14 protein-coding genes are annotated in these 15,062 nt (G+C 32.0%); 9 read left to right on the top strand and 5 right to left on the bottom strand.

What is annotated here, in order from left to right; translation table 11 throughout:
- The first annotated feature begins 50 nt into the window (after nucleotides 1-50).
- Entirely contained in the window at nucleotides 51-377 is a 327-nt protein-coding gene (locus tag ACZ2G2_RS10265) for a DMT family transporter (protein ID WP_470392027.1), read from the top strand.
- A gap of 408 nt (nucleotides 378-785) precedes the next feature.
- On the opposite strand, the gene ACZ2G2_RS10260 is transcribed toward ACZ2G2_RS10265, so the two are convergent.
- Both ACZ2G2_RS10260 and ACZ2G2_RS10255 read right to left on the bottom strand, forming a co-directional pair.
- Nucleotides 786-1,034: a hypothetical protein gene (locus ACZ2G2_RS10260; protein WP_470392026.1), complete on the bottom strand. Its 249-nt coding sequence runs from the start codon at nucleotides 1,032-1,034 to the stop codon at nucleotides 786-788.
- 36 nt (nucleotides 1,035-1,070) lie between these two features.
- Nucleotides 1,071-1,244, bottom strand: a complete 174-nt coding sequence (locus ACZ2G2_RS10255) for a hypothetical protein (protein WP_470392025.1) — start codon at nucleotides 1,242-1,244, stop codon at nucleotides 1,071-1,073.
- Between the two features lie 364 nt (nucleotides 1,245-1,608).
- Between ACZ2G2_RS10255 and ACZ2G2_RS10250 the strand changes: the two genes are divergently transcribed.
- Nucleotides 1,609-2,043 carry a cupin domain-containing protein gene (locus tag ACZ2G2_RS10250; RefSeq protein WP_470392024.1) on the top strand — a complete coding sequence of 145 codons (435 nt, stop codon included), beginning with the start codon at nucleotides 1,609-1,611 and terminating at the stop codon, nucleotides 2,041-2,043.
- A 72-nt stretch (nucleotides 2,044-2,115) separates the two neighbouring features.
- Nucleotides 2,116-2,652, top strand: a complete 537-nt coding sequence (locus tag ACZ2G2_RS10245) for a peptide-methionine (S)-S-oxide reductase (RefSeq protein ID WP_470392023.1) — start codon at nucleotides 2,116-2,118, stop codon at nucleotides 2,650-2,652.
- A gap of 104 nt (nucleotides 2,653-2,756) precedes the next feature.
- On the opposite strand, the gene ACZ2G2_RS10240 is transcribed toward ACZ2G2_RS10245, so the two are convergent.
- Complete coding sequence (locus tag ACZ2G2_RS10240; RefSeq protein ID WP_470392022.1) at nucleotides 2,757-3,632, bottom strand: EamA family transporter; 876 nt, start codon at nucleotides 3,630-3,632, stop codon at nucleotides 2,757-2,759.
- A 340-nt stretch (nucleotides 3,633-3,972) separates the two neighbouring features.
- Between ACZ2G2_RS10240 and ACZ2G2_RS10235 the strand changes: the two genes are divergently transcribed.
- Complete coding sequence (locus ACZ2G2_RS10235; protein ID WP_470392021.1) at nucleotides 3,973-4,830, top strand: hypothetical protein; 858 nt, start codon at nucleotides 3,973-3,975, stop codon at nucleotides 4,828-4,830.
- Between the two features lie 207 nt (nucleotides 4,831-5,037).
- Entirely contained in the window at nucleotides 5,038-5,469 is a 432-nt protein-coding gene (locus ACZ2G2_RS10230; protein ID WP_470392020.1) for a hypothetical protein, read from the top strand.
- A 69-nt stretch (nucleotides 5,470-5,538) separates the two neighbouring features.
- Here the strand turns inward: ACZ2G2_RS10230 and ACZ2G2_RS10225 are convergent, their stop codons facing one another.
- Both ACZ2G2_RS10225 and ACZ2G2_RS10220 read right to left on the bottom strand, forming a co-directional pair.
- Entirely contained in the window at nucleotides 5,539-6,999 is a 1,461-nt protein-coding gene (locus ACZ2G2_RS10225; protein ID WP_090839952.1) for an aminoacyl-histidine dipeptidase, read from the bottom strand.
- An 88-nt stretch (nucleotides 7,000-7,087) separates the two neighbouring features.
- The gene (locus tag ACZ2G2_RS10220; protein WP_470392019.1) at nucleotides 7,088-8,899 is read right to left on the bottom strand and encodes a hypothetical protein; all 1,812 of its coding nucleotides are present in this window, start codon (nucleotides 8,897-8,899) and stop codon (nucleotides 7,088-7,090) included.
- A 226-nt stretch (nucleotides 8,900-9,125) separates the two neighbouring features.
- On the opposite strand from ACZ2G2_RS10220, the gene ACZ2G2_RS10215 reads away from it, so the two are divergent.
- From ACZ2G2_RS10215 to ACZ2G2_RS10200, 4 genes are all read left to right on the top strand, one after another.
- Nucleotides 9,126-10,193, top strand: a complete 1,068-nt coding sequence (locus ACZ2G2_RS10215; protein ID WP_470392018.1) for a DUF3810 domain-containing protein — start codon at nucleotides 9,126-9,128, stop codon at nucleotides 10,191-10,193.
- A gap of 85 nt (nucleotides 10,194-10,278) precedes the next feature.
- A complete protein-coding gene (locus ACZ2G2_RS10210; RefSeq protein WP_470392017.1) occupies nucleotides 10,279-13,263 on the top strand; it encodes an amidohydrolase family protein in 2,985 nt (994 codons plus the stop codon).
- Between the two features lie 75 nt (nucleotides 13,264-13,338).
- Nucleotides 13,339-14,631 (top strand): amidohydrolase family protein, encoded by a 1,293-nt coding sequence (locus ACZ2G2_RS10205; RefSeq protein ID WP_470392016.1) that lies wholly within the window; start codon nucleotides 13,339-13,341, stop codon nucleotides 14,629-14,631.
- A gap of 26 nt (nucleotides 14,632-14,657) precedes the next feature.
- Nucleotides 14,658-15,017: a hypothetical protein gene (locus ACZ2G2_RS10200; RefSeq protein WP_470392015.1), complete on the top strand. Its 360-nt coding sequence runs from the start codon at nucleotides 14,658-14,660 to the stop codon at nucleotides 15,015-15,017.
- Nucleotides 15,018-15,062 lie beyond the last annotated feature (45 nt).

Raw genomic sequence — 15,062 nt, 5'->3', positions numbered from 1 at the left:
CTAATCGGTTTAAAAAACAGAGCGTAATCACAAGAACTAATCATTAAGATATGAATTGGATATTATTAATAATCGCTGGACTTTTTGAAGTCGGTTTTGCAACTTGTCTTGGAAAAGCCAAAGAAGCCTCAGGAATGGAAGCCACAAATTGGTACATTGGTTTTGTACTGTGTTTAGGTATAAGTATGGGACTTCTTTTAAAAGTAACGCAACACCTTCCTATTGGTAATGCTTATGCCGTTTGGACAGGTATTGGAGCTGTAGGAACTGTACTAGTCGGAATTTTAGTCTTTAAAGAGCCCACAACCTTTTGGCGCCTGCTTTTTCTTATGACTTTAATTGCATCCATTATTGGTTTAAAAGTGGTTTCGCATTAAAAAACACACTAAAAAAAGCATCAAAAAAGCACACTCTTAAGGTTGTGCTTTTTTCTTTTTTAATCTAATTTTAAAATAACTAGTATTTTCTAGCAGTAGATAATAGCCTATTTGACGTTATCAAAATTTTCTACTAACTTCGTTTAAGTTCTAATATTAATTATTATCCTTTGCTAGTCTCATATGGATACTACTACTACTACTATGATTTAAATTGGCAGAAAAAATGGTTTAAAGCGCGGTTAACGAGTTAAACAAATAACAGCTGATTCGATGACATTAATCTCACGATACAGAAAGGAACTAATAGGCTTAAGTAAACTAATTTAATACAAACCCAAGAGTTTTGATAACTATGAAATAATTCTAACAAGAGAAAAATGAAAACTATTACTAATAATAACGTTTTTAATTAATGCTACTAAATCCTAAAATTAAATATTTTACAATAAAACAGAATTTGACATTTGTGTTGTGTTCCTCTTTGATTATTTGGTCTTGGATGTTTATTGCTTCCTTTATAGACAGAGGAAACGATCGTGGATTGATTACCATTATTGGAATTATAGCTTTAACATCACTAAATTTTTCACTGTTTTTATCTGAAAAAAAATTAGATAATTTTGTTATGGCATTACTGCTATTATTAACTTCCATTCTTTTGATTTTTATTCTTTCATTTACTTTGGGCCTTTATATCCAAAGCCTAACAGCATTAAGCTGGTGTGGATTTATTGTTCCTATTGTAGCTTCTGGAATTTTAATATTTCTAAATATTCGTCGATTTATATCCTTTCCAAACAACAAAATAGCGTTTTGGTCTATATTTTCTATTCCAACCATAATGGTTTTTATTATCAGTTCCATGCCTTTTTATGATGGTGTTTTTGCTCATGACTTTGGAATAGGTTTTTTAATCTCAATATATTTAACGTCCACATTTATTACAATCGGAATTTTATGTAGATTTAAAAAAACGACTCACAAATAGCATAAATAATTGGCTATTAACTACAACAAATGATACAGAAATCACTAAAAAAAGCACACTCTTAAGGTTGTGCTTTTTTCTTTTTTAATATAATTTCAAAATAATTAGTATTTTCTAGCAGTAGATAATAGCCAATTTGACGTTATCAAAATTTTCTACTAACTTCGTTTAGCTTAGGGTGTAATTCATTAAAATGAAATCAAATTTATTATTCATTTTATTCAATTTTAAAAAGAAATCATGACTGCAAAACAATATATAAAAACTGGTGAAGGCGAAAATTACAATTACTCTCAAGACCACTGTTTTGTTAAACTATCATCAAGAGATACTAATGGCGAACTATGTTTGATTGAAGATACCTTAAAACCAGGGTTTCATTTAAAGCGTCATCATCATAAAATTATGACTGAAGTTTTTTATATGCTTGAGGGCCAAATAGAGCTTATTTTTGACGATGAAACAATAATTCTAAAGGAAGGCGATACTGTAACGGTACCTCCTAAAGTTTGGCACGAAGCGATTTGCACAGCAGGAGGGAAAATGCTTACTATATTTAAAAATGGTCAATTTGATGTTTTTTTAGAAGAATTATCCAAAATGACTGATGCGGATTTCTCTAATGCAGAATTAATGAAATCTGTCTCCAATAAATTTGATATCTACGAAGCGTAAAAACGGTGTACAATACAGATCATAATGTAATACGTTAGAATCAAATTTGTTATACACTAGCACCAATTAAAAATGACAGAAAAAGAACAATTAGAATCAATTAAAACAATACACCTAGCAGGTGGTTGTCTTTGGGGAGTCCAAGAATTTTTAAAACACATCCCTGGCGTGATTGATACTCAGGCTGGTCGAGCTAATGGCTATACACAATCTACTAAAACAGACTATGATGGTTTTGCAGAATGTGTCAAAACAATCTTTGACTCTTCTCTTGTTTCGCTTGAAGATTTGATACATTATTTTTTAGAAATCATTGATCCATATAGTGTCAACAAACAAGGAAATGATATAGGAGAAAAATATCGCACAGGTATCTACAGCACGGACAAAAATCTTCTTTTAAAAGCAAAACAGTGTATTAAGACAATAGAGCAAACGCTAAATGATAAAAATAAAACCACAAAAAAAGTAGCTATTGAAGTACTTCCGCTAACAAATTTTGTCCCAAGTGATGCAGAACATCAAGATAGATTAACCTTACACCCTAGTGACTACTCTTACTGCCATATCCCTTTAGACTTACTCTATAAGTACAAAAACAACAATTAGCATGCAGTTAATCAGCTATAATGCAGTCAAAACGGTGCTTAAACTAAAAATAGAATTACCAATCGTAATAGGATTATCTATTCTTAATTAACAAGACTTAAGAGCTATTCCTTTACATATTTATTTCTTTTATTTAGGTATTGATTAATGGCCAAAGAAGCAAAAATTAGACTTCCACCAATTAAAATTTTCTTAATATCTGCCTCCTTATTCCAAATAAGAATGTTAACAATTAATCCTAACGGAATCAATGCATTGTTCATAATTGCTAAGGCACCAGTGTTTACCCTAATAACACCTTGGTTCCAAAAAAAGTAGCCTAAACCTGAAGCCACAGCACCTAAGTATAATAGCACACCCCACTGTACTGGTGTCGTTGGCATTTTTTCGGTTGAACCAAAAACAAAAAAAGCAATTAGTGATACTATAAACGCTCCAATAAAAAATAACCCAAAAATAGTATGCTTTGGTGTCCTTTCTAATTCAGGTGTAGATTTTAATAAATACTTGTAAGCAACTTGACCAACAGCAAAGCACAAATTAGCACCTTGAGTAATCAAAAAACCAAAAACTACGTTTTCACTTATACTGGAATATTGAATATAAGCAGCACCTAAAACAGCGATTAAAGCAGTTAATAAAAAGCCTTTATGAAATTGCTTACTTAAAATATCATTTAACAACGTAATATAAATGGGTGTAAACACACTAAAAAGTAATACTTCGGGTACAGTAAGATAGTTAAACGACTGAAAATAAAAACAATACATCAAACCCAATTGTACCGCACCAATTGCGGTAAGTTTAAAAATTGTTTCCTTTTTTAATTTAGTAAGTCTCAAAAATGGTAAAAATAGCAGTGTCGCAATACCAATACGCATCAATACAGAAAACCACGCATCTACATACCCAGAAAGGTATACACCAATTAAACTAAATGAAAAAGCCCAAATAATAGTCACTCCAAATAAATACCTCATAAAAATATCCTTAATCAAATAATGAGGTTAAATAGCACATAAGACATAGCCAAGACTAACTGTTTTATTAATCTATATCCATTACCAACAAAACGCTAGTAAATAACCTTCATTTAAAAGCGAATATAAAAATTTAAGATGATGAATATTAATTAAACCTTCCGGAGAAACTATTATATTAAACAAAACGCTTGATTAATTGAAAATCTGAAACAAATAAAAACAAAATCACCTATTTGACTTTGTCATTTTTTTCAACTAACTTCGATTAACTTCGAATATAATTCATTGAAACGGAATTATATTTGCTATACGTTAGGTATAATTTAAAAAAAGAACAGTGAGAAAAACAGCTACTAAATTAATCTTGATAATTATACTTAATTTATTTACGGTAAATAATTTATGTGCTCAAAATACAAATAGACATTATGAATTTAAAATAGATAGCACTAAATTAATTTTAGGAAATATAATTATTATAGAAATTTATACTGAATCAAATGATATAGAAGTTGAATTACCTAAAAGCAAATCGTTTAAATTTATAGGGGTTAAGACTGATTCTACTCAACTAACATCAAAAATCACTAACATATCTAATACACCGAACTCAAATAGATATATTAAAATTGCGCAATTCGAAATAAAAGAAGCAGGTGAACTAAACTTTCCTTCAATTAAAATAATCACACCAACTGTTACTTTTAAAACGGAAGAACAAAAGATAAGAGTCATGACTATTGAAGATTATAAAAATAAAAACAATAGCTTTCCCTTTATAAATAATGAAGAACATCCGGAGATTAAGAAAGGTATTCTTAGTGAATTTGTGTTGACAAAAAACAAATCTTATAATCCGAAAGACACACTATTTGGTTCAATTAGAATTTATACGCGCTTTTCAAACCCAATTATACCATACGGAATTGAGAAATCAAAAAACGAATGGGATATAATCCCTATAAACAAAAAAGGAATTTCAAATGGGTTAGTAAAAAAGAATGGAAAACTATACCAATGTTATGACATCTACTTTTTGAAAATAGCTTCACATAATAAAAAAAATGAAAGTTTTAAAAATTTTAATCTAAAGTCCATTATTAAAGTGCCTTTCGAAAAATCAAAAGGATTGCTTGCAACAATATACAGAAACTATATAGTCCAGAAAATCATAACTACCGAGCTAACGGAGTAGAGATAAATCGCATAAAAATAAGCCCTCTTACTTTTTAGGAATCTCCTTTAATACCTCTAATACAAAAAGTCTAGTACTTTTATACAAAAAAAATATTTTGATAAACCCTATCTTACCTAAAACCTGGATAAAGGTTGATAATTGTTTGAATATGTAAGGTTTTTCTCTTAAATTAGTTTCAACTTAAATTTTATTAAAAAAAACTAAATGAGAAAAATACTAATTTTGACATTATTTTTAATTTTTTATCATACTCAAACAGCACTGAGTCAAAATGAAATAAAAATAGAGAAACCTGAAAATTCTAGACTTACAAAAGTTTTGAATAACTCAGAATTAATTGGAGAGAATAAAGACAATTATTTATCTGTAAGGATTTATGCAATAGACAACGGTAGTACTAGTGCTGGATATGCAAGTTGTGAAGTTTCACATAATTTACTAATTGCAGTCTCAGAATTTGACGAAGAGCCTAATCAAAATCTTTTCGAAATCGGAACTTTTTATAATCCTAAATTTGTAAAATGGACCAACAAAGAGGAAAATGAAAAAGAATTTGAGATTGAATACGGTCCTAATAGCAAACGACAAACTATAAAACTAAAAATAAATATTGAGGAACTGAAAATAGAAAAATAAAGTAAAAATAAAAAAAGCACAACCGTAAGATTGTGCTTTTTCTATTTTATATAATACGACTTAAAAATATTACTTTTTAGGAATCTCTTTTAATATCTCTAATACAAAGTTCCAGTATTTTTTAGCAGACGATATTTGTGCACGCTCATCAGGACTATGTGCGCCTTTTATGTTTGGTCCAAAACTAATCATTTCCATATCTGGATAGTTTTGCCCTAAAATACCACATTCTAAACCAGCGTGACAAGCAGCAATATGTGCTTTTTCGCCATTTAACTTTTGGTATAAATTATCTAACACTTTTAATATAGCGCTATCCATGTTTGGTGTCCATCCTGGGTAATCTCCTGATAGCTCAACCTCACAACCTGTAAGCTCAAATGCAGAACGTAACGTGTTTGCTAAGTCCATTTTACTACTTTCTACAGAGCTACGTGTTAAACACCCTATTTTTACGTGACCATCCTTAACAATTACTCGTGCAATGTTATTAGATGTTTCTACCAATTCTGGAATATCTGCACTCATACGGAACACACCGTTTAAAGCAGCGTAAATAGCACGTGTTAATCCTTCTTGAACACCAAGATCCATCATTAATTCTGGAGTTTCTGTTTTAGAGACTTCAATAACTAAATCTGGTTCCATTGTTTTAAGTTCGGTTTTAATACTATTACCTAACTCCTCCATTTCGCTGATAAAAGCAGCTTCGTGTACAGTGTCTATTGCAACTACTGCTCTACTTTCTCTTGGAATAGCGTTACGTAAACTTCCACCATCAATTTCCGAAATACGTAAACCAAAGTTTTCAAAACCATCAAATAATAAACGGTTCATTATTTTATTAGCATTACCTAAACCTTCGTGAATTTGCATACCCGAATGTCCACCTTGTAAGCCTTTTACTTTTACTTCAAATCCTGTTTTAAATTCAGGTGTTTCTTCTTGCTCATAAGTTCTTGTTGCTGTAACATCAATACCTCCTGCACAACCAACACCAATCTCATCATCTTCTTCTGTATCTAAGTTTAATAAGATTCCGCCAGTTAACAAACCACCTTTTAATCCCATTGCACCTGTCATACCCGTTTCTTCATCAATAGTAAACAATGCTTCAATTGCTGGATGTGGTATGTCTGTACTTTCTAAAAGTGCCATAATGGTCGCCACTCCTAATCCGTTATCTGCACCAAGCGTTGTTCCTTTTGCTTTTACCCAGTCACCTTCCACTACCATTTGGATCCCTTGTGTGTCAAAATCAAAATCGGTATCTGCATTTTTTTGGTGCACCATATCTAAATGAGATTGCATTACAATAGTCACACGATCTTCCATACCTGCAGTTGCTGGTTTTTTGATAATCACATTTCCAACCTCATCTTCTATAACTTCTAAACCTAAATTGGTACCAAAGTCTTTCATAAATTTAATCACGCGCTCCTCCTTTTTAGAAGGTCTTGGTACTGCGTTTAAATCTGCGAATTTATTCCATAATGCTTTTGGCTCTAAAGCTCTAACGTCTTGACTCATTTGTATAGTTTTAATTGAATTACAAAAGTACAAATTGCAGATGCATTTAGACACCTTTTTAAGTTAGAAATAACAGAATCCTTTTTATTTAAAACGAATCTTCAAACCAGTCGTTTGTTATTTTTTTTATAAAATTGAAACGTTCTTCAAAAAATTGAATGTCCTCTTTTTCATTTTCTTTGTTATAACCTAATATGGAAAACTCACCTTCATCTACAATAAAACCATACTTATTATTAAAACTAAAATCGACTAATGCTACTTGCTTTTTATTAGCATTATAACACGTTTTATCGTTGTACAAATCCCCTTTATAAAGCATTAAACAGGTCCCCTTATTTATCATTTCACTTAAATTAGAACGCGTTGCATCATATACAAAACCAGATGAATTATTAGCTAATATTTCCTTTATTTCTTGTAATCGTGTTCCATTTGCCTGATGGGCATGATATATCAAAACCATATATTTTGGTGCGGCTTCTGGAATGGAATCATTTTTCATTTTAACACCTATTTTCTCTTCGGTAGGAAAGCCTTCGGTTTTGAGAAGTTTTAGTAAACCATCATTAACGCGCTCTGTAGTATCATATAATCCTGCACTTTCAAATTCTCCTTTAGCGTGTCGCGCATAATCTTTTTGATCTAATTTAATCAACGCCTCTAGCCCGTCTATTAAATTTTGATTTAAGCCCGTTTTATACTGTTCTCTTAATTTAGGGTATTTAATTAAAAAATCACTCCAATAGGATGTTTTCCTCAATTTATTAAAAATTTGATTATTAAAATAACTAAGAGGAATGCCTTTCAAAATCAATTTTTCACACCAAATTACTGCTGTTTTATAATCTCTCGATAACGTTGTTGCTCTTACTGCATTATGCAAATCTCTAGCAAATACATATTGATCCTTGACGAGAAATTTAATATATTCCTTTTTTGCATTACCATATTGACGTTTTATAATATAATCTTCAGCACTTTCTGTAACTTTATAATACCAAGTTTTTTCAGGTTTAGAAATAGTGTCTTTATAAATTTCTTGTACATTATTACGAATAATGTATTTAAAATAGTCGTCATTGGACTTACTGTTTTTCATTAAGACTTTATTTGCTTTTCTTTTTTGAGCTCTTATATTTTCAGTGTCAAAGACTAATTTTCCAATTTCAAAAATTTCTGTATAACAGTTTTGCAAACCAAATGTTAATATGGAATTAAGGCTTACTTTAGCTGTTATTTCAAACTCCCTATTACTACCATTTTTAGTTTTATATTTTTTATAGTTATTGAGATAGAAAGAAGGAAAAGAATCTAAAACAACTGGGGATATAACTTCTTTACCATCCTTCTTATAAAAAATATCATTCTCATATTTTATCGTGTTTTTTATGATATAAAGTTTGGATAGTGTGTCTTTTTTTTGCCCTATAGATACATTAACATTATTCTTATACGAATAACTCGACTCATTTTCAACCCAAATATGGTCATTTTTAGTCCAACCTCCTGTCACGCTCCCCTTGATATTAACAGTACTATCTTTAACATTAAATTTAAAAGACTGGAATTCTACATCCAAAAAAAACATTCTGAATTGTTCATTTATAGTACAATTTGTTTTATCGACTGAAAAACAATCTACACCATAATTAGTTAAACCTTTATATTCCTTCTCGTTAGTATAATAAGTTAGCGTGTCTCCTTTTGTCAAAGATCTAGTGTTAGACCAAGATTTAACACCAGGTAACCAAAAATTATAAACATGATGGTCCGTTTTGTAAGCCATTAAATCTTTTTGATTAAACGCAATGGTTTTATCTGCTGTCTGAGCAAATAGACTACCTGTTAATAACATAGTAGTGATAAAAATGAACAATAATTTTGATTTGGTTGGCATTTAGTTTGATTTTAGACTTTATAAACTTAAATCGTATATTAAATATTGCCCACTGTTAATTTTATAAACTTGTATTATAGAAGCCTTATAAACAAAAAACTAACCCAATCGCTACTCCTGATGGTAGTGGCATCCTTTTTTGCAAAAAAAGATATAACGGACAGCAGGTAGAAACCTTTTAAATAAACCTAAGTGATTGGTCCTAATTTTTAATTATTTTTGAGTCATGCTAAAAAACAAAAAACTGTGGATTGCCCTACTGATTATACCTATGTATATATTGGTTAAAGTTTCGGCTAAATTCCCAGACACGGTCGAGGTTGTGTATAGTAATGGTTTGTATCCTGTTATTTCTAAATTGTTTAGATATACTTTGGGTTGGTTGCCTTTTAGTTTTGGCGATTTGTTATATGCTTTTGGGATAATTTTTATCATTCGTTGGTTAATTTTAAACGTAAAACGCATCTGGAAAGATACCATAGGCTGGCTGATTGATGTGTTTGCTACTGCGAGTGTTATTTTTATTGCGTTTCATTTATTTTGGGGTTTTAATTATTACCGAAATCCTTTGCATAAAAATTTAAATTTAGAGGACGATTATACTACTGAGCAATTAATTACAGTGACTAAAAACTTGATTGAAAAATCGAATACCATACAACTACAGATTACTAAAAATGATAGTTTAAAGGTCGAATTACCATTTACTAAATCCGAAATTCTAGCATTAACGCCTAAAAGTTATGAGGCTTTAAAAACTGATTTTCCGCATTTGGAATACCACCCTAAAAGTTTAAAAAAATCGTTATTTAGTGTCCCATTGACGTACATGGGTTTTAGTGGTTATCTAAATCCGTTAACTAGCGAAGCACAGGTGGATTATATGATCCCGGTGTATAAATTTCCGACAACTGCTGCGCATGAAGTGGCACACCAATTAGGCTACGCTAAAGAAAACGAGGCTAATTTTATTGGTTTTTTAGCAACCATTAGCAATACTAATATCTACTTTAAATATTCTGGTTACACCTTTGGTTTAAGGCATTGTCTAGGTGAAGTTTTTAGACGTGACCCTGATCTATACTACCAATTATTACCAACTATTAATAAAGGGATTTTAAAAAACTATCAAGAGGTTAGAGATTTTTGGAATGACTACCAAAATCCGTTAGAACCTATTTTTAGATCCACTTACACAACCTATCTAAAAGCTAACAACCAAGCTAAAGGTATGGATAGCTACAGTTACGTGGTGGCGTTATTGGTTAATTATTTGGAAAATAAAACCTTATAAAAACGTTAAAATCCTATTTGAGGTTTGTTTGGCATATTGGCTTATGCTTATATTTAGTGTTTAAACAACCTTAAACTATCAACCAATGATTAAAAAATGGGCAGCATTAAGCCTGCTGTTGTGCGGTTATTTTTCTTTTGCACAAGAGTACGTTCCAAAAAACGATGGCGTAAAAACCAACACGTCTAATTACACAGCTTTAACAAACGCTAAAATTTATGTCACTCCTAATCAAATTATTGAAAAAGGAACCTTACTTATTAAGGATGGTAAAGTAGTCTCTTCTGGAGCATCTGTTACTATCCCGAAAAACGCTGTTGTTATTGATGTGACTGGTAAATCTATTTACCCTTCTTTTATTGATATTTATTCAGATTTTGGTGTAAAAGCACCAGATCGTGCTTCTGGAGATAGAAGAAACCCACAATATGATGCTAGTCGCGAAGGTTTTTACTGGAATGACCATATTAGACCCGACCAAAATGCAATAGACTTATTTGAGTTTGATAGCAAGAAAGCTCAAGAATTACGTAAAGCTGGTTTTGGTGTTGTAAACTCGCATATTGATGATGGTATTATCCAAGGGACTGGTGTTTTAGTAACACTAGCAGCTTATGGTAGTGATGCTACTAGATTATTGGACGACAGGGTTGGTCAGTATTCTGGAACGTCTAAAAGTAAAACCTCTAGACAGGCTTATCCAACATCCTTAATGGGGACTATGGCGTTATTACGCCAAGTAAACCATGATGCAGATTGGTATGCTAAAGGTAATATTAAAGAAAAAGACCGCGCTTTAGAAGCGTATATAGCTAACAAAAATCTGGTTCAGTTTTTTGATGCTGGCAAAAAGATAAACGCGTTACGTTTTGACAAATTAGGAGATCAATTTGGTATCCAATATGTATTTGTTGGTGGTGGTGATGAGTATGAGTTGATTAGCGATATTAAAAACACCAACGCTAAATTTATCTTACCATTAGATTTTCCGGATGCGTATGATATGGAAGACCCGCTTTTAGCACAGTCTGTTAGTCTTGAAGATTTAAAAGCTTGGAACCAAAGCCCTGCTAATCCTAAAATTTTAGCCGAAAACAATATTCAGTTTGCGTTAACGACTCACAAATTAAAAGATGCTAAAGCGTTAATGCCGAATCTTTTAAAAGCTATTGCATATGGTTTAGATAAAACTAAAGCTTTAGAAGCATTAACGACTATTCCTGCCGGAATTATTGGAAAATCTTCAGAACTTGGTCATCTTAAATCTGGTGCTTATGCTAACTTTTTAATTACTTCTGGTGATGTTTTTGATAAAGAAACTACCATTTACGAAAACTGGGTAACTGGTATCAAAGACGAATTAACAGCAATGAATACCCAAGACTTACGTGGTAGCTATACTTTTAATTTTGACAATACGGCGTATGAGTTAGAAATTTCTGGTGAGATTGAAAAACTAAAATCCAAGGTTAAAACAAGTACTAAGGAATATGGTTCTAAAATAAGCTTTAGTGATAATTGGATGCAATTAACGTTTGCTGCTGCAGATAGTACTAAAAAGGACTTTATAAGAGTAGTCACTAACGTTACCAACCCAAAAACATTAAGCGGTAAATTATTTTATCCTAATGGTAACGAAGGGACATTTTTTGCAACTAAACAGGCAAAAGACGCTAAAAAGGAAGACAAAAAAGACAACGAGGACAAAGACGATAAAACACCAACTATATATCCTGTAACGTATCCAAATATGGCGTATGGTATGGAAAGCCTACCTCAACAAGAAACGTTATTGTTTAAAAACGTAACGGTTTGGACTAACGAGAAAGATGGTATTATTAAAAATACAGACGTTTTAATTAAAAACGGAAAGATTGCCAAAATCGGTACTAATTTAAGTGCTGGTAATGCAACTGTTATTGACGGAACAAACAAACATTTAACGTCAGGGATTATTGACGAGCACTCGCATATTGCAACAGAAAGTGTCAACGAAGCAGGACACAACAGTACTGCCGAAGTAACTATTGAAGATGTTTTAGATGCTGAAGATGTAGACATTTACCGTAACCTTGCTGGTGGTGTTACTAGTATCCAAATATTACATGGATCTGCCAATCCAATTGGAGGACGATCGGCTATTATTAAATTAAAATGGGGAGAAAAAGCCGATAATCTAGTCTACCAAAACAGCCCTAAATTCATCAAATTTGCTTTAGGAGAAAATGTAAAACAAGCCAATTGGGGAGACAATGCTAAAACGCGTTTTCCGCAAACCAGAATGGGTGTTGAGCAAGTGTTTACTGATTACTTCCAACGTGCGCAAGAGTATGATGCTTTAAAGAAAAGTGGAAAACCTTACCGTAAAGATTTAGAGTTAGAAACTATTGCCGAAATTTTAAATAAAGAACGTTTTGTCTCTTGTCACTCTTACGTGCAAAGTGAGATTAATATGCTAATGAAGGTTGCCGAAAAATTCAATTTTAGAATCAACACATTCACACATATTTTAGAAGGTTATAAAGTAGCGGACAAAATGGTAGAACACGGTGTTGGAGGCTCTACATTCTCTGACTGGTGGGCTTATAAATACGAGGTTAACGATGCTATCCCTTTTAACGCGCCAATCATGCACAACGCTGGTGTTTTAGTTGCAATTAATAGTGATGATGCAGAGATGTCTAGACGTTTAAATCAAGAAGCTGCTAAATCTGTAAAATATGGAGATATTAGCGAAGAAGACGCTTGGAAATTTGTAACATTAAATCCTGCTAAATTATTACATATCGATGATCGTGTTGGTAGTATTAAAGTTGGTAAAGATGCAGATGTTGTGTTATGGAGTGATAACCCATTATCTATTTACGCTAAAGCTGAAAAAACAATCATAGAAGGAAAAGTTTATTTTGATTTAGAGCGTGATGCTAAACTAAGAGAGACTATTAAAAAGGAAAAAAACGAATTAACAATGCTAATGCTGCAGGCTAAAAACAAAGGGTTAAAAACAAAACCTATTGAGAAAAAAGAAAAAGAGCTATTGCATTGTGATTCTATTGACCACCAACAGTAGTCAATACCTAAAGTAAAACGTAAAATATACACTCATAAATTTTTCGCTTAAGCGGAAATAAAACGATAATAAATCATGAGAACACTCAAAATATTAATCCTGACGTTATGTGTTTCGGCAATTAGTTTTGCACAACAAACGCCTGGAGATAAACAAACCCAAGCCATTACTATTGAAGGTGCAACAGCACATTTAGGAAATGGTGATGTTATTGAAAACGCTTTAATAATGTTTGAAAATGGTACACTAACTTTTGTTGGTAGTGCTAACTCAAAAATTGCAAGAAAAGGAACCATTATTGATGCCAAAGGTAAACATGTATACCCTGGCTTTATTGCACCAAATGCGACTTTAGGTTTAGTTGAAGTTGATGCTGTACGTGCTAGTGATGACGAAGACGAAGTTGGCGCTATGAATCCGCACATCCGTAGTCTAATTGCTTATAATACCGAATCTAAAGTAGTAGAATCCATGAGACCTAATGGTGTTTTAATGGCGCAAATCACACCTCGTGGTGGACGTATCTCTGGAACATCAAGTGTTGTACAATTAGATGCTTGGAACTGGGAAGATGCAGCGATTAAGGCTGATGATGCGATTCACTTAAACTGGCCAAGTAACTACTCTAGAGGACGCTGGTGGTTAGGAGAACCAAATGTTTTAAAAGGAAACAAAAACTACGCTAAAGAGATTGAAGAATTAACCAATTACTTTGCACAAAGCAAAGCCTATAACGCTAATAAAACGACACCAAAAGACTTACCTTTTGAAGCGCTAAACGGGTTAATGGATGGTAGTAAAAGACTTTTTGTACATGTAGATTATGAAAAAGGAATTACCGATGCAATCAATTTTGCTAAAGCAGAAAACATAAAACACCTTGTTATTGTTGGTGGTTATGAAGCTAATAATGTTGCCGACCTATTAAAGCAAAACAACATCCCTGTATTATTACAACGTACACATTCTAGACCAAAAGGAGACGATCATGATTACGACTTGCCATACAAATTAGCAACGCAATTAGTAAATTCAGGTATTTTAGTTGGTTTGGAAAATGCTGGAGATATGGAACGTATGAACACTAGAAACTTACCCTTTTTAGCTGGGACAACCGTAGCACACGGATTAACAAAAGCACAAGCACTAAGCTTAATAACATTAAACACTGCTAAAATATTGGGTGTAGATGACATCGTGGGCTCTTTAGAAGTTGGTAAAGACGCTACCCTTTTTATTAGCCAAGGTGATGCTTTAGACATGAGAACAAACAAACTGGACCAAGCTTTTATCCAAGGTCGCACTATTAGCTTAGAAACGCACCAAACAGAATTATACAAGCGTTATTCTGAGAAGTATAAGAAATAAACAGTACTAATTTTAAAACTATAGCTATGAAATATTTTTTGACACTTAGTTTAACACTTGTAAGTTACTTAGGTTTTTCGCAAGAAATTATAGTAGAAACTAATACTAGTAAGCCAGTACAAGTAATAAATTATCCTGATTTTGATAATGTGTATGATAGACTAAAAGCTATTAGCACTAATATTAATGAAACACTAGTCCTAATTGATCGTTTAGATGAAATGAGACAAGGTCAATTGATAATAAACACAACTAATATCGGAAAATCTTTTGAAGGCGTTACATTAGATATAAGACCAAGTTTAGATATAGAATTACAAAACGTAATGTATACCGGCACATTTCTAAATCCTAATGGAAATAATCGGATAAGCTTTAAAAAATAAAAAAAGCGACCCAATGGGTCGCTTTTTTTTATAATATTAATCGTA

Source organism: Olleya sp. KKT75, assembly GCF_055635485.1.
The sequence above is the reverse complement of the archived record's forward strand: the minus strand, read 5'-3'. Positions and strand labels throughout refer to the sequence as shown.

Coding starts and splice junctions, on each gene's coding strand:
- ACZ2G2_RS10265 (WP_470392027.1), top strand. CDS start 51: ATGAATTGGATATTATTAATAATCGCTGGACTTTTTGAAGTCGGTTTT.
- ACZ2G2_RS10260 (WP_470392026.1), bottom strand. CDS start 1,034: ATGGAAGTTAATAATAGCAGTAATGCCATAACAAAATTATCTAATTTT.
- ACZ2G2_RS10255 (WP_470392025.1), bottom strand. CDS start 1,244: ATGGAACTGATAATAAAAACCATTATGGTTGGAATAGAAAATATAGAC.
- ACZ2G2_RS10250 (WP_470392024.1), top strand. CDS start 1,609: ATGACTGCAAAACAATATATAAAAACTGGTGAAGGCGAAAATTACAAT.
- ACZ2G2_RS10245 (WP_470392023.1), top strand. CDS start 2,116: ATGACAGAAAAAGAACAATTAGAATCAATTAAAACAATACACCTAGCA.
- ACZ2G2_RS10240 (WP_470392022.1), bottom strand. CDS start 3,632: ATGAGGTATTTATTTGGAGTGACTATTATTTGGGCTTTTTCATTTAGT.
- ACZ2G2_RS10230 (WP_470392020.1), top strand. CDS start 5,038: ATGAGAAAAATACTAATTTTGACATTATTTTTAATTTTTTATCATACT.
- ACZ2G2_RS10225 (WP_090839952.1), bottom strand. CDS start 6,999: ATGAGTCAAGACGTTAGAGCTTTAGAGCCAAAAGCATTATGGAATAAA.
- ACZ2G2_RS10220 (WP_470392019.1), bottom strand. CDS start 8,899: ATGCCAACCAAATCAAAATTATTGTTCATTTTTATCACTACTATGTTA.
- ACZ2G2_RS10215 (WP_470392018.1), top strand. CDS start 9,126: ATGCTAAAAAACAAAAAACTGTGGATTGCCCTACTGATTATACCTATG.
- ACZ2G2_RS10210 (WP_470392017.1), top strand. CDS start 10,279: ATGATTAAAAAATGGGCAGCATTAAGCCTGCTGTTGTGCGGTTATTTT.
- ACZ2G2_RS10205 (WP_470392016.1), top strand. CDS start 13,339: ATGAGAACACTCAAAATATTAATCCTGACGTTATGTGTTTCGGCAATT.
- ACZ2G2_RS10200 (WP_470392015.1), top strand. CDS start 14,658: ATGAAATATTTTTTGACACTTAGTTTAACACTTGTAAGTTACTTAGGT.